This window comes from Pseudomonas sp. BB438 (genome assembly GCF_057180225.1).
This window is the reverse complement of record NZ_CM170001.1, coordinates 828,874-854,229: the sequence shown is the minus strand read 5'-3', so window position 1 is coordinate 854,229 and position 25,356 is coordinate 828,874. Positions and strand designations below refer to the sequence as shown.

Sequence of the window (25,356 nt, the reverse complement as noted above, 5' to 3'; positions counted from 1 at the left end):
CATGACCGACTCCCGCCCGCTCGCTTCCCGTACCGCCATCGTCTTCGGCGGTGGCCCCGCTGGCCTCATGGCGGCTGAAGTCCTGGCCGGAGCCGGCGTACCGGTGGAGCTGTTCGACGCCATGCCCTCGGTGGGGCGCAAGTTCCTCCTGGCCGGCGTGGGCGGCATGAACATCACCCATTCGGAAGCGCGCGAGCCGTTCCTCTCGCGCTACGGCGAGCGTACGGAAACACTGGCACCGCTGATCGACGCCTTCGACAACCAGGCCTTGTGCGCGTGGATTCATGACCTGGGTATCGACACCTTCGTCGGCACCTCCGGCCGCGTCTTCCCCACCGACATGAAGGCTGCGCCGCTGCTGCGCGCCTGGCTCAAGCGCCTGCGCGAGGCCGGTGTGGTTATCCACACCCGCCATCGCTGGACGGGCTGGGACGCCGAGGGTGCTCTGCTGATCGAGGGACCAGAGGGCCAGCGCCGCATCGCCGCCGAGACGACCGTGCTCGCCCTCGGTGGCGGCAGCTGGCAACGCCTGGGCTCGGACGGCGCCTGGGTGCCGCTGCTGGAACGGCGCGCTGTGGATATCTCGCCGCTGCGCCCGGCCAACTGCGGCTTCGAAGTGGCCGGCTGGAGCGATTTCTTCCGCGACAAGTTCGCCGGCGCGCCGGTCAAGCCGGTGGCGCTCTCGCTTGAGGGCGGCGTGCCGCGCCAGGGCGAGTTCGTGGTCACCGCCGGCGGCATCGAGGGCAGCCTGGTCTATGCGCTGTCCGCTGCCATTCGCCACGGCATCGAGCAGACCGGCAGCGCCACGGTGTACCTCGACCTGCTGCCCAATCGCAGCCTGGAGCAGGTCGCCAAGGCCATCGCCCAGCCGCGCGGCTCCAAGTCCATGGCCAACCACCTGCGCGGCCGCCTGGGGCTGGACGGCGTGCGCGCCGGGCTGCTGCGTGAGTTGTCCACAGCCCAGGACTACGCCGACCCGCAGCGCCTCGCCCAACTGATCAAGGCACTGCCACTGACCGTGCTGCGCCCCCGCCCGCTGGACGAAGCCATCAGCAGCGCCGGTGGCGTGACCTTCGAGGCGATGGACGACAACCTGATGCTCAAGGCACTGCCGGGCGTGTTCTGCGCCGGCGAGATGCTCGACTGGGAGGCGCCCACCGGCGGCTACCTGCTCACCGCCTGCTTCGCCAGCGGCCGCGCGGCAGGACTCGGTGCACTGAAATGGCTCCAGGCACAGGACTGATCGCTGCACCACTAGCACCATAGTGCTAGATTCTCGACTCCCACTCTGGAGTCGCTTGCATGCCGCTGACCTTCCGCCACGCCCGCCCCGATGATGTCGACGCCGCCGTCCCGCTGATCTACAGCTCGGGCCCGGACGCGTTCGACTATGCCTTCGCCCGTCCCGGCCACAACAGCGCCCAGGACTTCCTGCGCTACGCCTTCCTCCAGGGCGGCGGGCAGTTCGGCTGGCGCCAGCATTGGGTCGGCGAACAGAACGGCGAGGTCGTGGTGGCCGGTACGGTATTCGGCGGCGAAGCCAACCTGGGGTACATGCTGGCAGCCACGCGGCAGATTCTCGGTTACTTCGGCCTCGGGTCGGCCGGCGTAATGCGCCGCGGCCTGCAACTGGAAAAGATCATCTGTCCGCCGCCGCGCCGCACGCTGTACCTCGCCCACCTGGGCGTCACGCCGACACGGCGTGGCGAAGGCCTGGGCAGCCAGCTGATCGCTCACTTCCTGCAGATCGGCCGCAACGCCGGCCTGCCCATGGCGGCGCTGGATGTCTCCACGGCCAACCCCAAGGCCCAGGCGCTCTATGAACGCCTGGGCTTCAGCGTACAGGTGGAGCGCGCCTCGACCCTGCCGGGTGTCGCCGGCAGTCGCTACATGCAGCGCCAGCTCTGAGTTAGACTCGCCACCAACCGCCCACCAGAGGTGGCCTGCCCACCTGCAGGGCGCCGTCGAAAGCCTGCTCACGCATTAACCAGGAAGGTTGCCCATGAGCACTGCCAGCGTTGAACTGAAAGTCTTCGTCCCCGCCCGCGATTTCGCGCTCTCCCAGCAGTTCTACAAGGACCTGGGGTTCCTCTCGCCGTGGAGCTCCGAGGAGCTCGCCTACTTCCACCACGGCGACCACTGCGCCTTCCTGCTGCAGAACTACTACGTCAAGGAATTCGCCGAGAACCTGATGCTGCACCTGCTGGTGGAAGACGCCGACGCCTGGTACGCCAAGGTGCGCGGCGCCGGCCTCGCCGAGCGCTACGGGGTGCGCCTGGGTGAGCCGGCGGATCAGCCCTGGAAGATGCGCGACTTCACCCTGCACGACCCGAGCGGCGTGCTCTGGCGGATCGGGCATAACCTCGACTGAGTGGTACACCGCACCTGGGCTTTTTGTAGGAGCGAGCACGCTCGCTCCTACCGTGACGTGGCTACTTCAGGTACCACCCCCAGGGCTGATCCGAGATGTATTCGGTCACCTGCTTCACCTCCAGGTAGTTCTCCAGCCCCCACACGCCCAGCTCGCGGCCGATACCGCTGTGTTTCATGCCGCCCCAGGGCGCCTGGGTGAAGGTCGGCTGCGAGCAGTTGACCCAGACGATTCCTGCGCGCAGCCCGTCGGCGACCCGCGCGGCACGCTGCGGGTCGCCGGACATTACCGCGCCGGCCAGGCCGAAGCGGCTGTCGTTGGCCAGGCGCAGGGCCTCGGCCTCGGTCTTGAAGCGCTTCACGCAGAGCACCGGGCCGAAGATTTCCTCGCGCCAGACCAGCGCGTCCTCGGACGGCTCGTCGAAGATTGCCGGCTCGATGAACCAGCCCTCCTCCAACCCCGCCGGACGCTTGCCGCCAGTGAGCAGGCGGGCGCCGCCCGCGCGGCCTTTTTCAACGAAGCCGAGTACCTTTTCGTGCTGCCCGGCACTCACCAGCGGGCCGAGCAGCACGCCCGGCTGCAGGCCGTTGCCGATGGTGATCGCACGGGTCGCCTCCACCAGCCGCTCGATCAGCCGCGGAGCGATGCCCTCCTGCACCAGCAGGCGCGAGGTGGCGCTGCACACCTGGCCCTGGTTCCAGAAGATGCCGAACAGGATCCACTCCACCGCCGCCTCGACATCGCTGTCGTCGAAGACGATGAAGGCCGACTTGCCGCCCAGCTCCAGGCTGACGTTCTTGATGTCCTGGGCCGCCGCCGACATGATCCGCGAGCCGGTCGGCACGCTGCCGGTGAAGGCCAGCTTGTCCACGCCCGGATGCTGGCTCAGTGGCCCGCCGGCCTCCGCACCGAGGCCGGGCAGTACGTTGAGCACGCCCGCCGGCAAGCCCACCGCGTCGGCCGCGGCAGCCAGTTCGAGTGCGCTCAGCGGTGTCAGCTCGGACGGCTTGAGCACGCAGGTCGCGCCCGCTGCCAAGGCCGGCGCGACCTTCCACGCTGCCATCAACAGCGGGTAGTTCCAGGGAATGATCTGCCCCGCCACCCCCACCGGTTCCTGGCGGATGCGGCAGCGGAAGCGCTCGTCGGGCAACGGAAGCACCTGGTCCTGGCGCTCGTCCAACTCCCGTGCCAGCCCAGCGTAATAGCGGAAGCAGCCGATGGCGTCGGCCACGTCCCACTGCGCCTCGGGCAACGGCTTGCCGTTGTCGCGCACGTCCAGCTCGGCCAGTGAATCCTGGTGGCGCTCCAGCTCTCCGGCCAGCGCCTCCAGCCATTCGGCACGCTCGCTGCCGCGGCTCTGCCCCCAGCCGCGATTGAACGCGGTACGCGCCGCGCGCACCGCGTGGTCGACGTCTTCCTCGGTGGCCGCCGGCACTTCGCGCAGCGGCTGGCCGGAGGCCGGGTCGTAGCTGGTGAAGCGGCCGCCCAGGTCCGGCCTGACCCACTGCCCGTTGATGTAGAGCTGGTCACGCATCCTCGAGTCTCCTTGAAGTCGCCCTCAGGCGGCCTGAACGCCAGTGCGGCGGTTCTGCAGGTAGCGGGAGGTGAACAGCAGCGCCAGCGAGGCGCAGATGATCACCGTGGAGATGGCGTTGATCTCCGGCGTGATGCCCCGGCGGATCGACGAGAAGATGTAGATCGGCAGCGTGGTCTCGGAGCCTGCGACGAAGAAGGCGATGATGAAATCGTCGAAGCTGAAGGTGAATGCCAACAGGAAGCCGGCGAGGATGGCCGGGGCAATCTGCGGCAGGGTCACCCGCCAGAAGGTGTCCAGCGGCGGCGCGTAGAGGTCGGCAGAGGCTTCCAGCAGCAACTTGTCCATCGCCTCGACGCGGGTGCGGACGATCACCATCACCAGCGCCATGGTGAACAGCGAATGCGCCGCTACCACCGTACCGAAGCCCATGTTGAGTTTCGGCAGGCCGATGTCCAGCAGCGCCAACAGCGGGTTGAGCACATCGAACAGGGTGATGAAGGCGATCAGCGTGGCGATGCCGATGACGATCCCCGGCACGATGATCGCGCAGTAGGTCAGCGCGTCGAACAGCAGGCGCACGCGCTTGCCAACCCGCTGCAGGCCGAACACCGCGAGGGTGCCGAACAGCGTGGCGATCAGCGCCGAGCAGAAGGCGATCAGCGCACTGTTGCCCAGGGCCTCCATGATGAACGGGTTGCCGAAGGCGCGGCCGAACCACTGCACCGAGCAGCACTGGAAGCTCAGCCCGCTGCGCCCGGCGTTGAAGGCGAAGAGCATGATCAGCGCGATGGGCGCGTAGAGGAACAGGTAGACCGAGGTGGAATAACTGCGCAGCCACATGTCAGAGCACCCCGTCGTTGCGCGAACCGCCATAGCGGGCCACGAGTTTCAGGTAGACGCCGATGATCGCCAGCATCATCGCCACCAGGGTCATCGCCACCGCGCTGCCGAACGGCCAGTTGCGCGATTGCAGGAACAGGTCGACCAGCGCGTTGCCGACGAAGAACACCTTGCCGCCGCCCAGAATCGCCGGGATCAGGAACTCGCCCATGAGCAGGATGAACACCAGCATCACGCCGGTGATCACACCGGGCGCGGACAGTGGCAGGGTGACCCGGCGGAAGGTCTCGAAGGTGCTGGCGCCGAGGTCGCCGGAAGCTTCCAGCAGGCGCTTGTCGAGCTTCTCCAGGGTCACGTAGATGGGGAACACCATCAGCGGCAGGTAGCCGTAGACGATACCGATCAGCACCGCGTAGGGCGTGTTGATAAGCCGCACGTCGGCGATGCCGAAGGTCTCCAGCAGCGCCGGGATGCCGCGGCCGCTGAGCAGGAAGATCCAGGCGTAGGTGCGGATCAGGAAGCTGGTCCAGAACGGCACGATGACCAGGGTCAGCAGCAGCGACTTGTTGCGTCGCACCTTCACCGCCAGGAAGTACGCCAGCGGGTAGGCAGCCAGCAGGCACGCCAGGGTGCCCAGCGGCGCCAGGGTCAGGGTGTTCCAGAAGGCCTGGGCGCGGGACCCGAGGTTCAGGTAGTTCTCCAGCGTCAGCCCACCGCCGTAGCCACCGACGGCGCTGCGCTCGCCGAAGCTGAAGACCAGGATGATCACCAGCGGCATCAGGAGCAGCAGCAGGAACCACAGGGTGGACGGCAGGAGCAGCAGGAGCGTGACGCGCCGGCCAAGGCGTTTCGCGCGCGAGACCGTGGGCGTCGCCTGGGTCTGCGGCAACGGGGCGCTGACAGCGATGTTCATGTTCGATTCCCTACGCATGGGATTGCACGGACCTTTTTCGTAGGAGCGATCTTGCTCGCTCCTACGATGGGCCGATCAGGCGGCCTTGAACCGCGCCATCAGCTCGGCGCGCGCCGGGCTGGTAAGGGTGGCCGCGGCGCCGAACTCCAGCGGCGACAGACGCTCGGCCGCCGGGTACATGATCGGGTCGTCGAGCATCTCCTTGGAGAGCAGTGCATCGACCCGCTTGTCGCCGCTCGGGTAGCCGTGGGCAAGGACCTCCAGCTTGTTGTGCTGCGGATCGAGCAGGTAGTTGATGAACGCGTAGGCCGCATCACGGTGTTCGGCGCTCTTGGGAATGGCGAAGAAGTCGCTCCAGATCTCGCCGCCTTCCTTGCCCAGCACGAAGGTCATGTCCGGGTTGTCGCGGTGCAGCTGGGAGGCGTCGCCGGTCCAGGACATGGCCATCCAGGCGTCGCCGTTGCGCAGCGAAGGCTGGATGTCGGAGTTGATCGCGAACAGGTGCGGCTTGGCCTGGATCAGCAGCTTCTCGGCCTCGGCCAGCTCTTTCGGGTCCAGCGAATTGAAGCTGTAGCCGTAGTACTTGAGGGCGTTGCCGATGGCGGTGAGCTGGTAGTCGTGGACGATGGTGCGGCCCGATGCGCTGGTCAGCGTCAGGTCCCAGAACTGTTTCCAGGAGTCCGGATTGTCCTTGATGCGGCTCGAGTCGTAGACGATGCCGGTGGTGCCCCAGTTCTTCGGCACCGCGTAGACCTTGCCGTCCACCGTGCCCTGGGCCATGAAGCGCTCCTCGAAGGCCTTCGGATCGAAGTTGGGGATGCGCGAGAGGTCCAGTGGTTCGATCAGGCCGAGCTGCACGTAGGTGCTGATGGTGTAGTTGGTCGGCACGAAGACGTCCCAGCCGCTGCCGCCAGCCTGCAGCTTGGCGAGCATCTCCTCGTTGGAGCCGAAGACATTCATCTGCACCCGCGCGCCGGTCGACTTGGCGAAGGCGTCGAAGTTCTCCTGGCTGTGGTAGTTCGGCCAGGTCGCGAGCGCGAGGCGGTCACCGATGTTGCTGCCCTCGGCCGCGTAGGCCTTGCCGGTCAGCAGACCGGGAGTGTTGGCGGCGACCACCGCCATCGCCAGCCCGAGGCCGGTCTTGCCGAGGAACTCGCGCCGCGTGATGGAGCCGTTTTCCCAGCTGCGCATCGTCTTGATGAAGCTCTTCTTGTCCATCGTCACTCCCCGCCTGTCTGCTGATTGTCGTTATGGTTGGATCGTCGAACTCAAAGGGCCATGGCCAGGCCGCTGGCCTGGTTCCAGCCGACCTGTACCGGCGCGCCATGCTCGAAGGTTTCGGCCTCGCCGGCCTTGCGTGGCACGCGCACGCAGACGATGCCGAAGGCGTCGGTGCGCACGCGGTATTCGGTGAGGTTGCCCAGGTAGATGCGGTCCTCGACGCGGCCCTTCAGGCGCACTTCGCGCTGCAGCTCCGAGTCGGCGGCGGCGATGCCGACCAGTTCGGGGCGCACCGCGATGCAGCCTTCGGCCTGGGGCGCCAGCGAGGGACCGGTGGGTGTCGGCGGGCTGCTCAGTTCCAACCCGGCCGGCGTGCCCAGCACCACCCGGCCGGAGTCGAGGCGGCGCACGGTGCCGGAGAACAGGTTGGACTCGCCGATGAAGTCAGCCACGTAGCGGCTCGCCGGGGTCTCGTAGAGCGCCTCGGGGGTGGCGGTCTGGATGATCAGTCCGTCCTTCATGATGCTGATGCTGTCGCTCATCGACAGCGCTTCTTCCTGGTCATGGGTGACCAGCACGAAGGTGATGCCGACTTCGCGCTGCAGGCGCAGCAGCTCCGACTGCATCTCCTTGCGCAGCTTGCGGTCCAGCGCGGCCAGCGGCTCGTCGAGCAGCAGCACGGTGGGCTTGTTCACCAGCGCACGGGCCAGCGCCACGCGTTGTTGCTGGCCACCGGAAAGCTCGTGCGGCTTGCGCGTACCGAAGCCGGAGAGGCGCACCATTTCCAGCGCCTCATCGGCCATGCGGCGCTGCTGCGCGCGGTCCGGACGCGGCGTGCGATAGCGCAGGCCATAGGCGATGTTCTCGGCCACCGTCAGGTGCGGGAACAGCGCGTAATGCTGGAACACCATGTTCACCGCACGCTGGTGCGCCGGCACACCGGCCACCAGCTGGCCGGCCAGCAGTACCTCGCCTTCGCTGGGCTGCTCGAAGCCGGCGATCATCCGCAGGGTGGTGGTCTTGCCGCAGCCGGAGCTGCCGAGGAAGGAATGGAAGGCGCCGCGCTTCACCCGGAAGCTCAGCCCGTTGACCGCCGGCACGCTGCCGTAGCGCTTGACCACGTTACGGAATTCGATATCGACGTCCTGACCGCTCTCCATCACCGCGCGCTCCCACGTTGTTCTTGTTGGGGCTCACGCTAGCAACGGGGCTTTCGGGGTGTATATATCCCTCGGGGGATAGATGTCGGGATTGGATCGCCCGCTACGCGCTCACGAACTCATCCTGCAGGAGCGCGCCATGCGCGCGATCGCGGGCCTGGCCCGCTCCTGCAATGGGCATCCGCAGCTGGCCGTGACCGTAGGAAAAACCGCCCTGCTCAGCCGACCGCCAGCATGCCACCCGCCGCATCACGCCCCGCCAGTTCGCGGATGAACAGCCCGAGCAGCTCCGACTGGCTGCCGATGCCGAGCTTGGCGTAGATGTTCTTGCGGTGGATCTTCACCGTTCCGGGGCTGATGTCCAGTTGCTCGGCCACCGAGGCGCTGGAATGGCCGCGCAGCAGCAGCTGGACGATCTCCTGCTCGCGGGCGGTGAGCAGTTGGGCGCCGAACTGGTCGAAGGCCTCGCGGATCTGGTAGTCCAGGTCCTGCGCCGGGCGTGGCTGTGCACGACGCAACTCCCAGGCTTCGCGCACCACCTGCTCGACCACCGGCCGCGCGCACTCCAGCAGCTGCATCTCGTCCCGGCTGTAGGCGGGGCTGGAGGTCTTGCGCATCAGCGAGAGCACGGCGGTGGCGCCGTCGGCGAGGTCGATGAAGAAGGCGATCTCCTCGGTCAGGCCGGTCTGCTGGTAATACGTCTGGTAGTACTCGCCCAGGTAGAAGTGGTCCGGCGCGAACTGCCGCAGGCGCCACAGTCCGGGGGCCTGGTTGCGCGTGCAGGCGAGGTAGAAGGGATCGAGCAGGTAGGGGCCGACCTGGTAGTCCTCGACGTAGACGTGGCGGATGTCGGCCGGGAAGGTGTCGAACAGGTCGAGCGGCCGGTGGTTGCCTTCGTAGACGAACAGCACGAAGTTATCCACCGCACAGACCTGCTGCAGCCACTGGCTGAGGCCGAGCAGGCGCGGACGACCGGCGGCCAGCGGGAGCAGGTGGGCGACTCCGCCGGTCCAGGCTTTGAGTTCCTTGTGGCGCATGGGCTGTCGTTCTTGTTGTGTGCGCGATGGGCACACTATAGGCGTTCGGGATTCCACACGGAAATGCAGCTTTTGCGCCACACCCCGCAAGACCCCGTCACGCCTGGAGACAGCCTCGATTCAGCCGTAGGCCGCGCACCGCGATGGAGCAGCGACGCGCCTTATCGGCTCAGGGGCGACGAGCGCCCTTGCCGCCCGGCTTTCCAGCAGGCGACTTGCCGGAGGGAGACTTGCCACCGGCCGGCTTGCCGCCGAGGCCGAAGCCCGGCGCCTTGCGCACCGCCTTGACCTGCGGCTTGTCATCCAGCAGCGAGCCGAGGTGGACCTTGCCCGGCTTGCCTTCCGGCACCTTGGGTTGCTTGGGCTTCTTCGGCTTCTTCGTGATCTGGCCGCCAGGCGCGGTGACGGGCACCCGGTGCTCCGCCTCGAAACCGTCTTCTTCCTGACGCTGCAGGGTCTGCCCGATCAGCGTCTCGATGGCCGCCAGTTGCTGCACTTCATCGGCGCAGACCAGCGAGATCGCCTGCCCGCTGGCACCGGCACGGCCGGTACGACCGATACGGTGCACGTAGTCCTCGGGGACGATAGGCAGGTCGAAGTTGACCACCAGCGGCATCTCCTCGATATCCAGGCCGCGCGCGGCAACGTCGGTGGCGATGAGGAAGTCCACCTCGCCGGCCTTGAACCGCGCCAGGGCACGCAGGCGCGACGGCTGCGGCTTGTCGCCATGGATCGAGTCGGCGCGGATGCCTTCGCGCTGCAGCAGGTCGACCAGCTCGTCGACGCCCTTGCGGGTCTTGGCGAACACCAGCGCCTGGCGCCAGCCCTGTTCGCGCAGCAGGTGCAGGAACAGCTCGGCCTTGCGCTTCTTGTCCACGGTGAGCAGGTGCTGCTTCACCGTCTTCGCCGCGGTATTGCGCGGTGCCACATCGATCGTCAGCGGATCGCGCAGCAGGGTGCGGGCCATCTGGCGGATAGCATCGGAGAAGGTCGCGGAGAACAGCAGCGTCTGCCGGCGCCTGGGCAGCGCGGCGAAGACTTCGTCGAGCTCGCGGGCGAAGCCGAGGTCGAGCATGCGATCGGCCTCGTCCAGCACCAGGACCTGCAGCTGGGTGAATTTCAGGGCGTTCTGCCGGTACAGGTCGAGCAGGCGGCCGGGCGTGGCCACCAGCACATCGACGCCCTTGCGCAGCTTCATCATCTGCGGGTTGATGCTGACCCCGCCATACGCCACGGCGGTGCGCAACGGCACGTGCTGGCCGTAGGCACGGAAGCTCTCGTGCACCTGCTCGGCCAGCTCGCGGGTCGGCACCAGCACCAGGGCGCGGATCGAGTTGGCCGCCACCTGCGGGCCCTCCTGCAGCAGCGTCTGCAGCAGCGGCAGGGCGAAGCCGGCGGTCTTGCCGGTACCGGTCTGGGCGGCGGCCAGGAGGTCGCGGCCCTTGAGCACGGCCGGGATGGCCTGGGCCTGTACCGCCGTCGGGTTCTGGTAGCCGAGCCCGTCGAGGGCGCGCAGGAGAGGATCGATCAGGCCGAGAGAGGCGAAGGTCATGGAGCGCTCGCAGAAACGGTTCGGAATGGGCGGCATTGTAGCCGCAAGGGTCAGGAACGCAGCAGCAGCGCGCCGTCGATGGGCACGTAGCGGCTGGCCGCGCGGATCAAGGCCTGGGCGGTGAGGCCCGGCACGCCGTAGGCGGTCGCGTCGGTGCCGCCAGCACGGACGCGGTCGAGCAGCAGGTCGAAATCGCCGTCGCCGGAGGCCAGCACGATCTCGTCCACGTTCGGCGCCGCGTCGAGGATGTCGATGGTGATGCCCACGTCCCAGTCACCCTTGGCCGAGCCGTCGGCGCGCTGGATGTAGGGCTTGAGCTTCACGGTGAAGCCGAGTTTGCGCAGGATCTGCTGGAACTGCTGCTGACGCGCGTCGCCCCGGTCGATGGCATAGGCATACGCCTGGACGATGGTGCCCTGGGCGCTCAGCTCCGCCCACAGGGCGGCGTAGTTGAAGTGACAGCCGTAGGCCTGACGCACGGTGTAGTAGAGGTTCTGCACGTCGGCGAACAGGGCGATGGTCTTCAACGGTGACTCCGGGGCACGAACAGCGGGGGCGCATTATCGGCACAGCGGCGCGCCCCCGCCAGTCCCGGCGGGCGGGATAGCTTCGCCGACGGCTCAGCTGAACATATCGCCGTCGTCGCCGCCGAAGAAACCGGAGTCGTCGCCGAAGCTGCCGCCGTCATCGTCATTGCTGTCGCTGAAGTTGCTGTCGGCATAGCGGTCGCCGCCGCCGAACGAGTCGTCGCTGCGCGAGTCGTCGAAGCTGGAAGGCTCCGGCTGAACCGGCTGTTCCTGGATCACCTCGACGATTTCCTGCGGCTGGCTGTGGTGGAACATGCTGGTCAGCAGATCGGCAACCATCACGCCCCCGGCCACGCCGGCAGCAGTCTGCAGGGCACCGCGCATGAAGCCGCCGCCCTGGGGCGCCACCGTGGGTGCCGGCTGGGCGGGACGGAAATCATTGGGATTGCTGGCGCCCGGGTTGCCGGCATAGCCCGCACCGCCAGCGGCCGGCTGCGAGAAGCGCGTCTGGCCCCAGCCGTCGGGGCGCTGCTGCGCCTGTTCCTGGCGCGGCTCCTGGCTCTGGCCGCCGCCGAACAGCCCGGCGAGGAAGCCGCCGCTGCTCGGACGCTGCTCCTGCGCCCGGGCCTGCTGTGCTTCGAGTTCCTTGACGCGCTGGTCCAGACGCTTGATCGCCGCTTCCTGGATCAGCATCGCCTGCGCCATGTAGTAGGGCGCCGCGGGCTGTTGCACCAGGTGCTTGTTGATCTGTGCCTCGGCACCGGCGTCGCGCGGGGCGGTCTGCGACTCGGCGTCACGCAGGCGGGTAAACAGACCATCGATCAGGGATTGCTCTTCGGAATTCATGGCGGACCTCGAGTGAGCGGGTGGTTCATGACGGGTGAAACATTGGATCAAGTCGGAAAAAAACAAGTTCCGGTCGCAGAATTCTGGCGTCTTCAGCTGAGGGTTTGCTTAAGTTAGAGTCGAAGCCCTCGGACAGTATCGGGTTACTGATGAATCCCCTTTCCATCCTCCGCGACACCTGGTTCTTCTTCTCCCGTCATCTCGGCACGCTGGTGCCGCTGTGCCTGCCCTGGATCGTCATCGAGACGCTGGTCCAGCAGCAGATCAACGTCGCCGCCGGTTCGCAGAACTTCGCGCCCTGGGGCATGGCCGCCGGCCTGGTGTTCTACCCGATCTACACCGCCAGCCTGATCCTCTTCATGATCGACGCCGGCGATGGCGTGGAGCGCAGCGTGCGCGAGCTGTGGAGCGCCGCACTGCGCCTGTGGCCAGCCTTCGCCCTGCTCTCGGCGATCACGTCGCTGCTGATCGTGATCGGCCTGTACCTGATGGTGCTGCCGGGCATCTTCGTGATGATCAAGCTGGCCTTCGCCGAGTTCCTGCTGGTACAGCGCAGACGCACGCCCATCGATGCGATGCGTGAAAGCTTCGCCATGACCACCGGGCATTTCTTCCTGCTGCTGATGACCTCCCTGGCCATTCTCGCGCCGGTGTGGCTCGCCGAAGGCTGGATCACCGACGCCGGCCAGGACGCCCCCGTACTCGGCGTTGCGCTGCACTCCCTCAGCGGGTTCTTCCAGCTGCTGCTGACGGTGGCCGCCTACCGCATCTTCATCCTGCTCGGCCGCGAAGCCGCCTGAGCGGCAGCACGTCGCAACAAATCCCCCGGCACATCCCGCGCCGGGGTTCTACGCTGGAGTCTCCTTTCCCCGAGTATGGAGACTCGCCGTGAGCGACTTCCCGCCCAGCTGCCTTTCGCACATTTCCATCGGCACCAACAACTACCCGCGCGCCAAGGCGTTCTATGACGCCGTGCTGCCGACCCTGGGTTGCCAGCCGATCATGGAGCACCCTGGCGCCGTGGCTTACGGCCGCGCCTTCCCCGAGTTCTGGCTGCAGGCCCCCATCAACGGGCGCCCGGCCACGGTCGGCAACGGCACGCACGTCGGCTTCATGGCCAACTCCCGCGAGCAGGTGGACGCCTTCTACCGTGCCGCGATCGCCGCCGGCGCCACCGACGAAGGCGCGCCGGGTCCGCGCCCGCTGTATGGCGACCCTTACTACGGCTGCTTCATCCGCGACCTGGATGGGCACAAGGTCGAAGCGTCGTTCTGGGACATGGCGCTGGCCGGCGGTGGATTCGATACCCACTCGCACTGATCGCCGCTCTCCCCTGCAATTGCCGTGCGATTTACCGCGAACCTGCTCAGTGCCCGGGACGCAGCCCCGACATCTTCGGCACCAGCAGCTTCTCGAACAGCCGCGGGAAGAAGCGCGCCAGGAGGCGCGCACGCCAGTTGACGTTGGACAGCACCAGCAATCGCCGACGCCGCAGCGCACCCTGGTAGATCGACTCCGCCACGTCGCGCGGCGAGGCGACTTCCGCGCCCAACACCACTGCGGGCTGGCGGATCACCGAGCCGTCTCCCACCAAGGCGTTCTTGCGCAGATCAGTAGCGGTGAAGCCCGGGCACGCCAGGGTGATGGCCACGCCGGTGCCGTCCAGCTCCATGCGCAGCGTGTCGAACAGCCCGTGCAGCGCATGCTTGCTGGCGTTGTAGGCACTGCGGTAGAGCAGCGGGGCGAAGCCGGTCAGCGAGCTGAGCACGACAATCTGCCCGTGCCGCGCCAGCAGGCTGGGCAGTGCGGCCTGGGTGCAATGCAGCGCGCCATAGAAATTCACCGCCATCACCCGCCGGAACACCGCCAGCTCCGTCTCGATGAACAGGCTGCGGTGGGTGATGCCGGCGTTGTTCACCAGCACGTCGATGCCGCCGAAGCGCTCCACCGCCAGTGCCACGGCACGCTGCACCGCCTCGGCGTCGGCGATGTCGCAGCGCAGGCCGAGGGCTTCGACATGCAGGTGCTCGCGCAGGTGCTGCACCAGGCTGTCCAGTGCCGCCTGATCGAGATCGAGGATGACCGGGTAAGCCCCGGCCTGGGCGAAGCGCAGCACCAGGGCGCGACCGATACCGGAACAGCCGCCGCTGACCAGCACCACCTTGTGCCGGTAGACCGGCTGGAAGAACAACGGGCGTGGCATGGCGACCTCCCGGAGCGAGCGCTGTGCGCGGCTCACAGCCTGTCCCAAGGTTGCAGAATGCTTCGCGCTGCGAATGCGCAGGTGAAATGCGCGGGCGCAGACACTATCCTCTGGACCCAACAAGCATAGCCCCTGGTCACCCATGAGCCTCTCGCTTCGCCGCCGCTTCCTCTTCGTGCTGTTCATCGCCCTGCTGCTCGCCATCACTGCCGCCGCCTGGCTGCTGGCCTGGCACCCCGCCGAACGCGAGACCGTTGCCGCGCAGTGCCGCGCGCCGGCGCCGCAACTGCAGCCGGGGCAGGCACTGAAGGTGATGACCTGGAACGTCCAGTACCTGGCCGGCAAGCGCTACATCTTCTGGGACGACCTGCCCGACACCACCGGCCCCGACGACAGCCCCAGCCCCGAGGACATCGCCTACAGCCTCGACGAGGTGGTGCGGGTGATCCGCGACGAAGCCCCGGACATCGTCCTGCTGCAGGAAGTGGACGATGGCGCAGCCGTCACCGGCAAGCAGGACCAGCAGGCACTGATCGGCGACCGCCTGACCGATCTCTACCCCTGCTCCACCGCCGCCTTCGACTGGAAGGCGCGCTTCGACCCCAATCCCCACGTGTTCGGCAGCGCCGGACGCAAGCTGGTGACGTTCAGCCGCTTCCAGATCACCAGCGGCGAGCGCATTGCGCTGCCGCAGCGCTCGTCGATCCCGCTGCTGCACCTGTTCGCCCCGCAACCGGCGCTGCTGCAGAGCGACCTGCCGATCCGCGGCGGCGGCCAGCTCAGCGTGATCAACACGCGCCTGGAGCGCCCCAACGGCGACGACACCCCGCAGCGCCAGGTCGACGCCGTCGAAGTCCACCTCAACACCCTGCAGGCCGCCGGCCGCCCCTGGCTGCTGGGCGGCGACCTCGGTCTGCTGCCGCTGGGCCAGTACCCCTACCTGCCGGAAGTGCTGCGCGCGCCCTACCGCGCCAACAGCGAGCTGAACCTGCTGGCGGCGCGCTTCCCGGTGGTCCCGGCGGTGGAGGAATCCAGCGGCGCCGACCAGGAGAAGTGGTACACCCACTTCCCCAACGACCCGCGCGTGCACAAGCCCGACCGCACCCTCGACTACCTGTTCCACAGCCCCAGCCTGAACCGCCTGGAGGCCGGCGTGCGCCGCCACGACACGCTGCGCATCTCCAACCACCTGCCGCTCTCCGCACGCTTCCTGCTGCCCCACTGAGCGCTGCGGCACATCGCCGCCGGGCCAGGCTGGACAAGCACGGCGCGGCGGCCCCATGCTCGGTCGGCTACGCATAACAACGACAACGCGCACCCCGGGTATCCATGCACTTTCGCCGTCTCATCGGGCTGATCGTCGCCCTGCTCTGCCTCAATGCCTTCGCCGTCGACAGGCCCACGCTGGCCGACCGGCTACCGCATCCGCTGCCGGTACTGACCGTCGGCTACTACGAATTCCCGCCCTACACCTACACCGCCCCGGACGGCAGCACCCGCGGCAGCGGCGCCGAGATGGTCCGGCGCATCCTGCTCAAGGCCGGCTATCGCGCCGATTTCCGCCCGCTACCCAGCGCCCGCCTGTACCTGGGCCTGCAGGACGGCAGCGTGCAGCTCTGGGCCGGCGCACCGGGCAAGCAGGAGCTGGCGGGCAGCACGCTGGAGTGCGAACGCGTGCTGGGGCATGTCGAGCTGAACCTCTACCGCCTGGCCTCGCGCTCGTCGCCGATACTGCCCGACGGACTGACCGGCAGCCGGATGATCCTGATCAGCGGCTACAGCTACTGGCGGCCGATCACCGAGATGCTCGCGGACCCGAAACTCCAGCTGGAAGTGCACCGCACCAGCACTCACACCGCCGCGTTGCAGATGCTCGAGCGCGGCCGCGGCGACTACCTGATCGACTACCAGACACCGGTGGAGCAGGCGCGCCGCGAGCTGAACATGGCGCCGCTGGCCTTCGACAATCTGTACAGCGTGCCGACCAAGCTGATCGTCTCCCGCCACGCCCCCGATGCCGACGGCCTGCGCGCGCGGCTGGACCACGCCTACGACGAGCTGAAGGCGGCGGGTTACGAGATGAAGTTGCCCTGACTCCGCAAGGCGGGAATGGCACAGGGGCGCACTCAAGCGACGGAGACGACCTGTAGGAGCGGGCATCGCCCGCTCCTGCAGAGAGCACATCGCGTCTGCGCCGCACCTATCCCTTGCGCGGCTTGGCGCGTGCCGTCGGCTCGGCGATCAGCGGATCATCCGGCCAGTAGTGCTTCGGATAACGTCCCTTCAGATCCTTCTTCACGTCCGCGTAGGTGCTGCCCCAGAAGTTGGCCAGGTCCTGGGTCACCTGCACCGGCCGCTGCGCCGGCGACAGCAGGTGCAGCTTCAGCGCCACCCGCCCACCGGCGATGCGCGGCGTGTCGGCCAGGCCGAACAGCTCCTGCAGGCGAACGGCGAGCACCGGCGGGAACTCGCTGTAGTCCAGGCGGATGCTCGAACCGGACGGCACCTGCAGCGTGCGCGGCGCCAGCTCGTCCAGGCGCTGCGGCAGTGGCCAGGGCAGCAGCCCGTGGAGAATCCCGCTCAGCTCCAGGTTGGCGAAGTGCGACAGCCGCGAGACCTTGCCCAGGTAAGGCAGCAGCCAGTCTTCCAGCGAAGCCAGCAGCGCGGCGTCGCTGACGTCCGGCCACTCGCTCTCGCCCTTGCCTTCGAGGTCGAGTCGGCGCAGCAAGGCGATGCGCGCCTGCCACTGGCGCAGCTCCGGCGTCCACGGCAGCAGCTCCAGCCCCTTGCGCCGCACCAGCCCGAGCAACGCACGGCTGCGGGCCTCGGCGTCGAGGTTGGGCAGCGCCTCGGTGGACAGCACCAGTTCGCCGACCTTGCGCTGGCGCTCGGCGCGCAGCACACCTTCGCGCTCGTCCCACTCCAGCTCGTCGTGGACGCTGACCTGCTCGGCAAGGATCGTCTCGAACAGCGCCGGCTCCAGCGCAGCCGCCAGGTAGATGCGCTCCTCGCGCTGGCCCTGGCGGCTGCCGAGGTCGGCGATCACCAGCCAGGCTTCCTTCATCAGCGCATCCGGCTCGCCGAACACTGCGGCGCGACCATTGGCCAGGCGGTACTCACCACCACCGGCACGGCGCTGGCGGGCGATGCGGTCGGGGTAGGCAAAGGCCAGCAGGCCACCCAGCCAGCGCGGATGATCGGGGTCAGCCACCGGCTCGCTAGCCGGGCCACGCAGGTAGCCCTTGAACTGCCGCGCCAGCTGGCGAATGCGCTGCACCGCGCCACGGCTGGCGCGCGGGCCGTTCTGTTCGCCGGCCAGCAAGGCGATGCGGTGATGCAGGTCGGCGTCGTTGCCGCGCAGGATATCGCGCTCGCCCAGCAGGGCTGCCAGGTCACAGGCCAGTTGCCCCAGCCCCAGCGCATGGCCGCGCAACAGCAGATGGGCGATACGCGGGTGCGCCGGCACTTCGGCCATGGCCTGCCCGTGGGCCGTCAGGCTGCCGCCACCGGCGCGGGAGGCCAGCGCGCCGAGGCGTTCCAGCAGATCCTGGGCTTGTGCATACGCGGCGACGGGCGGCAGGTCGAGCCAGGCCAGTTCCTGCGGGGCGACACCCCAGCGTGCCAGCTGCAGGGCGAGGCCGGCCAGATCGGCCTGGAGGATTTCCGCCGCGCCATAGGCCGGCAGTTGATCGTGCTGTGCCTCCGACCACAGGCGGTAGCAGGCGCCCGGCTCGAGTCGCCCGGCACGCCCGGCGCGCTGGGTCGCGGAGGCGCGGGAGATACGCTGGGTGTCCAGGCGCGTCATGCCGCTGCCCGGATCGAAGCGCGGCACCCGCGCCAGCCCGGCGTCCACGACGACGCGCACGCCGTCGATGGTCAGGCTGGTCTCGGCGATGTTGGTCGCCAGCACCACCTTGCGCTTACCCGCCGGCGCAGGCTCGATGGCGGCGCGCTGGGCATCCAGGTCGAGCTCACCATGCAGCGGGCAAAGCAGTATGTCGGGACGGCCGGCCAGCGCCTCGCCCAGTTGCTCGGCGACGCGGCGAATCTCTGCCTGGCCGGGCAGGAACACCAGCAGACTGCCGGGCTCGTCGGCCAGTGCCTGCTGCACCGTCTGCACCACGCGCGGCTCGATGAACTCGCCAGCCTGCCACGGGCGGCCCCAGCGGAGATCCACCGGGAACATGCGGCCTTCGCTGCGCACCACCGGCGCATCGCCCAGCAACGCGGAGAGCCGCTCACCCTCCAGCGTCGCCGACATCACCAGCACCTTGAGCGGCGGCTCGTCACGCAGCAACGCGCGACCGTTGAGCGTCAGCGCCAGGGCAAGGTCGGCATCCAGTGAGCGCTCGTGGAATTCGTCGAAGATCACCAGCCCCACGCCCTCCAGCGCCGGGTCATCCTGCAGGCGGCGGGCGAGGATGCCTTCGGTGACCACCTCGATGCGTGTCTTCGGGCCGACCTTGCTGTCCAGGCGGATGCGGTAGCCGACGGTGTCGCCGACCTTCTCGCCCAATTCCCCGGCCAGGCGCTCCGCGGCGGCGCGGGCAGCCAGCCGGCGCGGTTCCAGCATCAGGATCGACTGCCCGGCCAGCCACGCCTCGTCCAGCAGCGCCAGCGGCACGCGGGTGGTCTTGCCGGCGCCGGGGGGCGCCTCCAGCACCACTTCGTGGCGCGCGGCCAGTGCCTGGCGCAGGGCGGGGAGGACGCTGTCGATGGGAAGGGCGTGCATGCCGGCTCCTGGAACTCGAGTGTCATAAGGCGGTAACCCGCCATTCGCGGGGGGCGGCGATTATAGCGGGCGAACCGCAATGCCAACCGGACGGTCATAGGAGCAACGAGCGCGCTGCCTAATGCGAAACTGCCAGCAGCGGTTCAGAACTCGTTGTTATAGTTATCCGCATCGTCCTCCTGGAGGTTATTTCATGCGTCTTGCCACCCGAGTCTCCTGTGCAGTTCTGAGCGCCGCCCTGTTCAGCCAGCTGACAGCCTGCGGCACCCTGTTCTACCCCGACCGCCGCGGCCAGATCGACGGCCGCGTCGACCCGGCCATCGTCGCCTTCGACGCCATCGGTCTGTTGTTCTACATCATCCCGGGGCTGATCGCCTTCGGCGTAGACTTCGCCACCGGCGCGATCTACCTGCCCGACGCGAAGTACTCGGTCGCCCCGGAAAAGCTCAAGGATGCGGTGAGTGAAGACGGCAGCGTGGACAAGGCTAAACTCAAGGCGATCCTCGAGCGTGAAACCGGCCGCAGCCTGCCCCTGGACGACCCGCGTCTGATCCAGCGCAGCGGCAGCCTCCAACAACTCGCCAGCCTGGGCCTGCGCCCGGAGGCCTGACATGCACGGCGCTCTCGCTTCACACCTTCAGCAACTCCTGGCGTACCACCAGTGGGCCTACGAACGCATCCTGGAGGCCGTCGCGCCGCTGGATGAGGAGGCCTACCGCGCACCGCGCGGGCTGTTCTTCGGCAGCCTGCACGGCACCCTCAACCACCTCGCGGTGGTCGATCGCATCTGGTTCGCCCGTGTGCAGCGAGAGCCCTGGCAGTTCGAACGGCTCGACGCCGAGGCCGCGCCCGACCGCGCCGGCCTCGAAGACTTCCTCATGGACGGCGTCGGTGCCTGGCGCCTGTGGCTGAGCAAGCAGAGCGACGCCACCCTCGGCACCCAGCTGGACTACCGCAACATGGCCGGGCAGGAACACCGCCAGAGCCTGGCGAACATCGTCCAGCACCTGGTGAACCACGGCACCCACCACCGTGGACAGATGAGCGCCGCGCTCACCGCGCTGGGCCAGAAGGCGCCGCTGCTGGACTACATCTACTTTCTTCCCAACCGTCTGGACAACTGATGCTCAAGCACGCCAGCCACGCCCACCTCATGCGGCTGGCGACCTTCGCGTCGCTCGGCGTCGCCACCACCCTGATCGTCGCCAAGGCCATCGCCTGGTGGCTCAGCGGCTCGGTCAGCCTGCTGGCCGGCCTCACCGACTCGCTGCTCGACGGTGCCGCGTCCTTCCTCAATCTGCTGGCGGTGCACTACGCCATTCGCCCGGCGGACGATGACCATCGCTACGGCCATGGCAAGGCGGAATCACTCTCCGGACTGGCCCAGGCGCTGTTCATCGCGGTCAGCGCCGTGCTGGTCGGCACCCAGGCCATCGATCGCCTGCAGCACCCCGAGCCAGTGGAAGCGGTGGGCTGGGGTGTCGCCGTGATGATCCTGTCGCTGGCGCTCACCGCCGGTTTGCTGATGGTGCAGGGCTACGTAGTGAAGATCACCGGCTCCAACGCCATCCGCGCGGATTCGCTGCACTACCGCTCGGACCTGCTGCTCAACAGCAGCATCCTGGTGGCGCTGCTGCTGGCGCAGTTCGGTTGGCAGCAGATGGACGCCATCTTCGGCCTGGGCATCGCGCTGTACATTCTCTGGAGTTCGTTCCAGATCGCCCGCGAATCCGTCGCGGTGCTGATGGACGAGGAACTGCCGCCCGACGTCAGCACACGCATGCTCGAACTGGTGCGTGAAGTGCCCGGCGTGCTCGGCGCACATGACCTGCGCACACGGATTTCCGGCACGCACTGGTTCGTCCAGTTGCACCTCGAGCTGCCCGGCGAACTGTCACTGTCGAAGGCGCACCACCTGTGCGACGAGGCGGTGCTGGCGATCCACAAGGAATTCCCGCGGGCCGAGGTGCTGGTGCACGCCGACCCACAGGAAGTGGTGGGCAAGGAAACCATCAGTTGATGCTGTAACCACGCCCGCTCAGGCAGGCGCCCAGGGCGCGGCGATAGTTGTCGGCAACGTAGGCCGGCGGCGCGTAACTCGCAGAGGCCGGGTCGAAACCACTCTGCTGCACCGCCCAGCCGTGGCACTCATAATGGTCGCGGGCTTGCTGGTCCGGGCTCTGGTTGTACATCGGATAGGCGACCACCTCATAAGGCGACTGCGTCACGGCCACCGTCTGCGGCTGCTGGGGCGGCTCCACGACTTCGTAGTCCTGCGAGCCGGCCTGCCAGAGGTAATAGGTGCCGGCGGCGAGGAAGTAGCCGATGCTGCCGATCCACACCTGTTCGGCATAGGACGGCAGGTAGCGCACCCGCACACCGTAGGGCGGCGTCACGACGACATAGCGGGAGCCATACGGGCGATACCAGTAGCCGTCGTTGAAGTAGTAATCGCTGCCGCGATAGGGCACGCGGTAGTGGCCGCTCGGCATGTTGTCCACGACATAGCCCGGTCGCCAGTAGGACGGATGCGGTCCCCAGTTGCCATGGGACGCCGGCGGGCGCCCCTGCCAGCCCACCGATGGCGGACGACCACCGCCCTGCCAGCCAGGACTACCGTGATCGTCGCCCTGTGGACGGCCCTGCCACTGGCCACCGGTGTTGCCCGTCGGGTGGCCCTGCCACTGCCCTCCGGGAGTGCCCTGCGGACGGCCTTGCTCCTGACCGCCGGTGTTGGCCTGCGGATGGCCCTGCCACTGACCAGCAGCGTTGCTCTGCGAATGGCCTTGCCACTGACCGCCGTTGTTACCTTGCGAATGGCCCTGCCACTGCCCGCCGTTGTTACCCTGCGAATGGCCCTGCCACTGCCCGCCGTTGTTACCCTGCGAATGGCCCTGCCACTGCCCACCAGGGTTGCCCTGCGGACGCCCGTGCTCCTGGCCGCCGTTATTGCCCTGCGAGTGACCCTGCCACTGGCCGCCATTGTTACCTTGCTGATGACCACCGCCATTGCCCTGCGGGCGCCCCTGGGACTGCCCGCCACCGCCGTTCGCCGGCGGGTGGCCCTGGCCCTGCATATCGGGCCCGTCGGCCGCCAGCGCCTGGACCGCGACGGCCAGAGAAAGCACAGCGAACGTGGCGAACCGGCCGATACCCGACTTCATGGATTCCTCACTTCGGCGACAGCCGAAACCGTGATGTGACATTGCCATAGACCACGGCAAAACGCCGCCATTGCAGGGCGTTGGGTAAAGTCAGGGTAAAGATGGCGAGGCAAATCGCGGGCAAGAAAAAAGGGAGGCTCGTCAGCCTCCCTTCCGGAATCTCGTCCTGCTCGTCGCTGTTGGCGCCGGCTCACCTCGCTCCGCCTTCTGGGCAGTGCGTAGCCCGGTGGCCAGCGCGATCCTGTGGGGTCGGCGGGCCGCGAAACGCCTGATTGGGCGGATCGCAGGGGACGTGATGTCCGGGCTGTGAATCTGGAAGAAATAGTAAGGCGACAGAGCGGGGAAATGATTGCTAAGATTGCTCATTCAGGCACCACTTGGGCAACAAATACCTAAAAATTACGCCACGAGCGCAATTTAAACTAAAAACGAGGCTTTCATGGACAAGCTGGACCGCTACGACCTGCGAATTCTTGCCGAACTGCAACGCGACGCGCGCATCTCCAATCAAGAGCTGGCCGAACGCATCGGCCTGTCGCCCTCGCCCTGCTCGCGGCGAGTCAAGCAGCTCGAGGACGACGGCTACATCGTCCGCCAGGTCGCCCTGCTGGACAGCAAGAAACTCGGCCTGAGCCTCACGGCCTTCGTGCTGATCGGCATGGACCGACACACGCCGGAGCGTTTCGAGCACTTCCAGCAGATCATCGGCAAGTGCCCCGAGGTGCTGGAGTGCAGCCTGGTGACCGGCATGGACGCGGACTACCAGCTGAAGGTGATGGTGCCGGACATGGAGCATTACCAGCACTTCCTGCTCGGCACACTGACCCGCATCGAAGGCGTGACCAGCGTGCGGTCGAGCTTCGTGCTGCGCAACGTGCTGGCGAGCACCGAACTGCCGCTGGATCACCTGCGCGCCTGATTGCCGTCTGCACTTCGCCGAGATGCCGGTGCGAGTCTCGACTCCGGCTGCGGGCAGAGCCGGCGCCCCTGCGACACAGCAGCGCACCCCTGCTCCTGCCGAACGAAATCGATACCGCAGATTTCCCCGCCAACGCCATGTCCGCGGGATTTTCCAAGCCGATCCGACCATCCCACGGCAGGAACTGATCATTTTATGAACGGCTCTGAACGACAAAGCGTCGCATGCGTATAATGCGCGCCTTCTTCACCACCACCGCGCCCCGGCGTCCCTCGGACAACCTCCGCACCGGGCAGGAGCTGTAATGAACGAAAGTTTCGAAGACTGGATGATGTATGGCCTGGTAACCGGCCTGATCCTGTTCATGGCCTTCATCGTCTGGGACCTCGCCAAGAAGTCCAAGGCCGGCCGCATGGGCACCATGGTGCTGTTCTTCGCGCTGGGCCTGGGCGTACTCGGCTTCCTGATCAAGTCCGTGGTCGTCGCCGGGCTCGAAGGCGGGTTCTGATCCGCGCCGCGCCCCGGGTTTCAGAGCTCGGGGCTGACTTCCCGCCACTGTCCCGGCTGCAGCCCATCCAGCTGCCAGGGCCCGATACGCACGCGCACCAGGCGCAGCGTGGGCAGGCCGACCGCCGCCGTCATCCGCCGCACCTGACGGTTGCGTCCTTCGCGGATTATCAGCTCCAGCCAGGCCGTCGGCACCGACTTGCGGAAGCGCACCGGCGGGTCACGCTCCCATAACTGCGGCGCCTCCAGCGGCCGCGCCTCGGCCGGCAGGGTCGGACCATCGTTGAGCTGCACGCCCTTGCGCAACTGCTCGAGTTGCTCGTCGCTCGGCTCGCCTTCCACCTGCACCCAATACGTCTTCGGCAGCTTGTGCCTGGGATCGGCGATGCGTGCCTGCAGACGCCCATCATTGGTCAGCAACAGCAGCCCTTCGCTGTCACGGTCCAGGCGACCAGCGGGATAAACACCCGGCACATCGACGAAATCCTTCAGCGTCGCGCGGCCTTCGCTGTCGTTGAACTGCGTCAGCACGTCGAACGGTTTGTTCAGCAGGATCAGCTTCGGTTGCGCCGGCGGCGCCTTGGCAACGCGGCGAGGGGCGGGACGGGCGGCGGGACGGCGATTGGCGGGGCGTGGTGGACGGGACATGGCGAAAAGACTGGTAACCGGGGATGGGGTACGACGAATGCCCGGCATGCTAGGTTGTGCCGAGTACTCATCGCAAGAGCGCGCACGAGCATGCCCATGAGCCACCCCACCTGGCTGATCACCTTGCAGAACCTCAGCGGTCGCCTCGGCGCCCGTTATCGCGGCGCGCAAAGCCCTCATTTCGACGGTCAGCGCTTTCACAACCTCGACCGCCAGCCGCATCACGGCCTGCGCGCCTTCCTCAAATGGCAGCGCGAACGCGGCCGACTGGCGGCGTGGATTGCCCAGCCCGGTCCGGATGTCCGTCCGGAAACGCCGGTCCGCGTCGAGGGCAACGAGCTGCGCGTCACCTATATCAACCACGCCACCCTGCTGATCCAGCACCGCGGCCTGAACATCCTCACCGATCCGCTCTGGTGCGAGCGCACCAGCCCGTTCAGCTTCGCCGGCCCCAAGCGCGTTCATCCGCCCGGCCTGGCGCTGGACGAACTGCCGCCGATCAACCTGATCCTGGTCAGCCACAACCACTACGACCATCTGGATATCCACAGCCTGCGCGAGCTGGCCCGGCGCTTCCCGTCCGCGAAGGTGGTGACCGGCCTGGGCAATGGCGAGTTGATCCGCGCCTGCGGCTTTACCGACATCGACGAGCTGGACTGGTGGCAGAGCCTGCCGATGCCCGAGGGCATGCTGCTCACCGGCGTGCCGGCGCAGCACTGGTCGGCGCGCTCGCGGCGCGACACCAACCGCACGCTGTGGATGGGCTTCGTGCTGGAATCGCCGGATGGGCCAGTGCTGTTCCCCGGCGATACCGGGCTGGGCGAGGAGTTCAGCCTGATGCACCGGCGCTTCGGACCCATGCGTTTTGCCGCCCTGCCGATCGGCGCCTACGAGCCGCGCTGGTTCATGCGCCACCACCACATGAACCCGGACGACGCGGTGCAGGCGCACCAGCACCTGGATTCGCAGTGCAGCATGGCGATCCACTTCGGTACCTTCCGCCTGAGCGACGAAGGCCAGTTCACGCCCGTCAGCGACCTGGCGGCGGCGCTGCAGCAACGAGGCGTCGCGGCGGAACGTTTCCGCGCGCCGAAGCCGGGGGAGCAGTGGCTGGTGCCGCCGATGCCAGACGCTTCACTGTAGGACCGCGCCATGCACGCGATCGCGGGCATGGCCCGC

At 67.6% G+C, this 25,356-nt stretch carries 26 protein-coding genes; 13 read left to right on the top strand and 13 right to left on the bottom strand.

Going from position 1 to position 25,356, the window contains the following annotated elements; all coding sequences use genetic code 11:
• Position 1: 1 nt before the first annotated feature.
• From AC1ZV1_RS04155 to AC1ZV1_RS04145, 3 genes are all read left to right on the top strand, one after another.
• Positions 2-1,243, top strand: coding sequence for a TIGR03862 family flavoprotein (locus tag AC1ZV1_RS04155; RefSeq protein ID WP_484295629.1), 1,242 nt, complete (start codon positions 2-4; stop codon positions 1,241-1,243).
• Between the two features lie 59 nt (positions 1,244-1,302).
• Complete coding sequence (locus AC1ZV1_RS04150; protein WP_484295628.1) at positions 1,303-1,908, top strand: GNAT family N-acetyltransferase; 606 nt, start codon at positions 1,303-1,305, stop codon at positions 1,906-1,908.
• A gap of 94 nt (positions 1,909-2,002) precedes the next feature.
• Positions 2,003-2,371, top strand: a complete 369-nt coding sequence (locus AC1ZV1_RS04145) for a VOC family protein (protein WP_484295627.1) — start codon at positions 2,003-2,005, stop codon at positions 2,369-2,371.
• Positions 2,372-2,432: 61 nt separating this feature from the next.
• Here AC1ZV1_RS04145 and AC1ZV1_RS04140 read toward each other — a convergent pair whose 3' ends face one another.
• The 9 genes from AC1ZV1_RS04140 to AC1ZV1_RS04100 form a co-directional block, all read right to left on the bottom strand.
• The gene (locus AC1ZV1_RS04140) at positions 2,433-3,905 is read right to left on the bottom strand and encodes an aldehyde dehydrogenase family protein (RefSeq protein WP_484295626.1); all 1,473 of its coding nucleotides are present in this window, start codon (positions 3,903-3,905) and stop codon (positions 2,433-2,435) included.
• Positions 3,906-3,929: 24 nt separating this feature from the next.
• A complete protein-coding gene (locus tag AC1ZV1_RS04135; RefSeq protein ID WP_484295625.1) occupies positions 3,930-4,748 on the bottom strand; it encodes an ABC transporter permease in 819 nt (272 codons plus the stop codon).
• Between the two features lies 1 nt (position 4,749).
• Positions 4,750-5,661, bottom strand: coding sequence for an ABC transporter permease (locus AC1ZV1_RS04130; RefSeq protein WP_484295624.1), 912 nt, complete (start codon positions 5,659-5,661; stop codon positions 4,750-4,752).
• A 75-nt stretch (positions 5,662-5,736) separates the two neighbouring features.
• Complete coding sequence (locus AC1ZV1_RS04125) at positions 5,737-6,879, bottom strand: ABC transporter substrate-binding protein (RefSeq protein ID WP_484295623.1); 1,143 nt, start codon at positions 6,877-6,879, stop codon at positions 5,737-5,739.
• Positions 6,880-6,929: 50 nt separating this feature from the next.
• On the bottom strand, positions 6,930-8,042 hold the full coding sequence (locus AC1ZV1_RS04120) for an ABC transporter ATP-binding protein (RefSeq protein WP_484295622.1): 1,113 nt from the start codon (positions 8,040-8,042) through the stop codon (positions 6,930-6,932).
• Positions 8,043-8,260: 218 nt separating this feature from the next.
• Positions 8,261-9,079, bottom strand: a complete 819-nt coding sequence (locus tag AC1ZV1_RS04115; RefSeq protein ID WP_484295621.1) for a helix-turn-helix transcriptional regulator — start codon at positions 9,077-9,079, stop codon at positions 8,261-8,263.
• A 169-nt stretch (positions 9,080-9,248) separates the two neighbouring features.
• A complete protein-coding gene (rhlE1, locus tag AC1ZV1_RS04110) occupies positions 9,249-10,631 on the bottom strand; it encodes an RNA helicase RhlE1 (protein WP_484295620.1) in 1,383 nt (460 codons plus the stop codon).
• 50 nt (positions 10,632-10,681) lie between these two features.
• Positions 10,682-11,158, bottom strand: a complete 477-nt coding sequence (locus AC1ZV1_RS04105) for a LabA-like NYN domain-containing protein (RefSeq protein WP_484295619.1) — start codon at positions 11,156-11,158, stop codon at positions 10,682-10,684.
• A 93-nt stretch (positions 11,159-11,251) separates the two neighbouring features.
• A complete protein-coding gene (locus AC1ZV1_RS04100; protein ID WP_484295618.1) occupies positions 11,252-12,004 on the bottom strand; it encodes a DUF2076 domain-containing protein in 753 nt (250 codons plus the stop codon).
• A gap of 149 nt (positions 12,005-12,153) precedes the next feature.
• Between AC1ZV1_RS04100 and AC1ZV1_RS04095 the strand changes: the two genes are divergently transcribed.
• On the top strand, positions 12,154-12,804 hold the full coding sequence (locus tag AC1ZV1_RS04095) for a YciC family protein (protein ID WP_484295617.1): 651 nt from the start codon (positions 12,154-12,156) through the stop codon (positions 12,802-12,804).
• An 88-nt stretch (positions 12,805-12,892) separates the two neighbouring features.
• Positions 12,893-13,324: a VOC family protein gene (locus AC1ZV1_RS04090; RefSeq protein WP_484295616.1), complete on the top strand. Its 432-nt coding sequence runs from the start codon at positions 12,893-12,895 to the stop codon at positions 13,322-13,324.
• Between the two features lie 46 nt (positions 13,325-13,370).
• On the opposite strand, the gene AC1ZV1_RS04085 is transcribed toward AC1ZV1_RS04090, so the two are convergent.
• Positions 13,371-14,207, bottom strand: coding sequence for an SDR family oxidoreductase (locus AC1ZV1_RS04085; protein WP_484295615.1), 837 nt, complete (start codon positions 14,205-14,207; stop codon positions 13,371-13,373).
• 142 nt (positions 14,208-14,349) lie between these two features.
• Here AC1ZV1_RS04085 and AC1ZV1_RS04080 point away from each other — a divergent pair, with 142 nt between their 5' ends.
• Together AC1ZV1_RS04080 and AC1ZV1_RS04075 are read left to right on the top strand one after the other, a co-directional pair.
• Entirely contained in the window at positions 14,350-15,432 is a 1,083-nt protein-coding gene (locus tag AC1ZV1_RS04080; protein ID WP_484295614.1) for an endonuclease/exonuclease/phosphatase family protein, read from the top strand.
• A 104-nt stretch (positions 15,433-15,536) separates the two neighbouring features.
• On the top strand, positions 15,537-16,301 hold the full coding sequence (locus AC1ZV1_RS04075) for a substrate-binding periplasmic protein (RefSeq protein ID WP_484295613.1): 765 nt from the start codon (positions 15,537-15,539) through the stop codon (positions 16,299-16,301).
• Between the two features lie 106 nt (positions 16,302-16,407).
• On the opposite strand, the gene hrpB is transcribed toward AC1ZV1_RS04075, so the two are convergent.
• Positions 16,408-18,939, bottom strand: a complete 2,532-nt coding sequence (gene hrpB / locus AC1ZV1_RS04070; RefSeq protein ID WP_484295612.1) for an ATP-dependent helicase HrpB — start codon at positions 18,937-18,939, stop codon at positions 16,408-16,410.
• Between the two features lie 193 nt (positions 18,940-19,132).
• On the opposite strand from hrpB, the gene AC1ZV1_RS04065 reads away from it, so the two are divergent.
• The 3 genes from AC1ZV1_RS04065 to AC1ZV1_RS04055 are packed head-to-tail and all read left to right on the top strand — an operon-like array spanning position 19,133 to position 20,959.
• A complete protein-coding gene (locus tag AC1ZV1_RS04065; protein ID WP_259759135.1) occupies positions 19,133-19,549 on the top strand; it encodes a polyribonucleotide nucleotidyltransferase in 417 nt (138 codons plus the stop codon).
• A 1-nt stretch (position 19,550) separates the two neighbouring features.
• Complete coding sequence (locus tag AC1ZV1_RS04060; RefSeq protein ID WP_484295611.1) at positions 19,551-20,063, top strand: DinB family protein; 513 nt, start codon at positions 19,551-19,553, stop codon at positions 20,061-20,063.
• Complete coding sequence (locus tag AC1ZV1_RS04055; protein ID WP_253449042.1) at positions 20,063-20,959, top strand: cation diffusion facilitator family transporter; 897 nt, start codon at positions 20,063-20,065, stop codon at positions 20,957-20,959. Before AC1ZV1_RS04060 ends, AC1ZV1_RS04055 begins: the two co-directional genes overlap by 1 nt.
• Here AC1ZV1_RS04055 and AC1ZV1_RS04050 read toward each other — a convergent pair.
• Positions 20,952-22,103 carry a DUF6515 family protein gene (locus AC1ZV1_RS04050; RefSeq protein WP_484295610.1) on the bottom strand — a complete coding sequence of 384 codons (1,152 nt, stop codon included), beginning with the start codon at positions 22,101-22,103 and terminating at the stop codon, positions 20,952-20,954. The genes AC1ZV1_RS04055 and AC1ZV1_RS04050 overlap by 8 nt on opposite strands.
• 439 nt (positions 22,104-22,542) lie before the next feature.
• Here AC1ZV1_RS04050 and AC1ZV1_RS04045 point away from each other — a divergent pair, with 439 nt between their 5' ends.
• A complete protein-coding gene (locus tag AC1ZV1_RS04045) occupies positions 22,543-23,022 on the top strand; it encodes an Lrp/AsnC family transcriptional regulator (RefSeq protein ID WP_484295609.1) in 480 nt (159 codons plus the stop codon).
• A 304-nt stretch (positions 23,023-23,326) separates the two neighbouring features.
• Positions 23,327-23,530 carry a DUF2788 domain-containing protein gene (locus tag AC1ZV1_RS04040; protein ID WP_015475469.1) on the top strand — a complete coding sequence of 68 codons (204 nt, stop codon included), beginning with the start codon at positions 23,327-23,329 and terminating at the stop codon, positions 23,528-23,530.
• Positions 23,531-23,550: 20 nt separating this feature from the next.
• Here the strand turns inward: AC1ZV1_RS04040 and AC1ZV1_RS04035 are convergent, their stop codons facing one another.
• The gene (locus AC1ZV1_RS04035) at positions 23,551-24,177 is read right to left on the bottom strand and encodes a pseudouridine synthase (protein WP_484295608.1); all 627 of its coding nucleotides are present in this window, start codon (positions 24,175-24,177) and stop codon (positions 23,551-23,553) included.
• Between the two features lie 90 nt (positions 24,178-24,267).
• On the opposite strand from AC1ZV1_RS04035, the gene AC1ZV1_RS04030 reads away from it, so the two are divergent.
• Positions 24,268-25,320: an MBL fold metallo-hydrolase gene (locus AC1ZV1_RS04030; RefSeq protein WP_484295607.1), complete on the top strand. Its 1,053-nt coding sequence runs from the start codon at positions 24,268-24,270 to the stop codon at positions 25,318-25,320.
• Positions 25,321-25,356 lie beyond the last annotated feature (36 nt).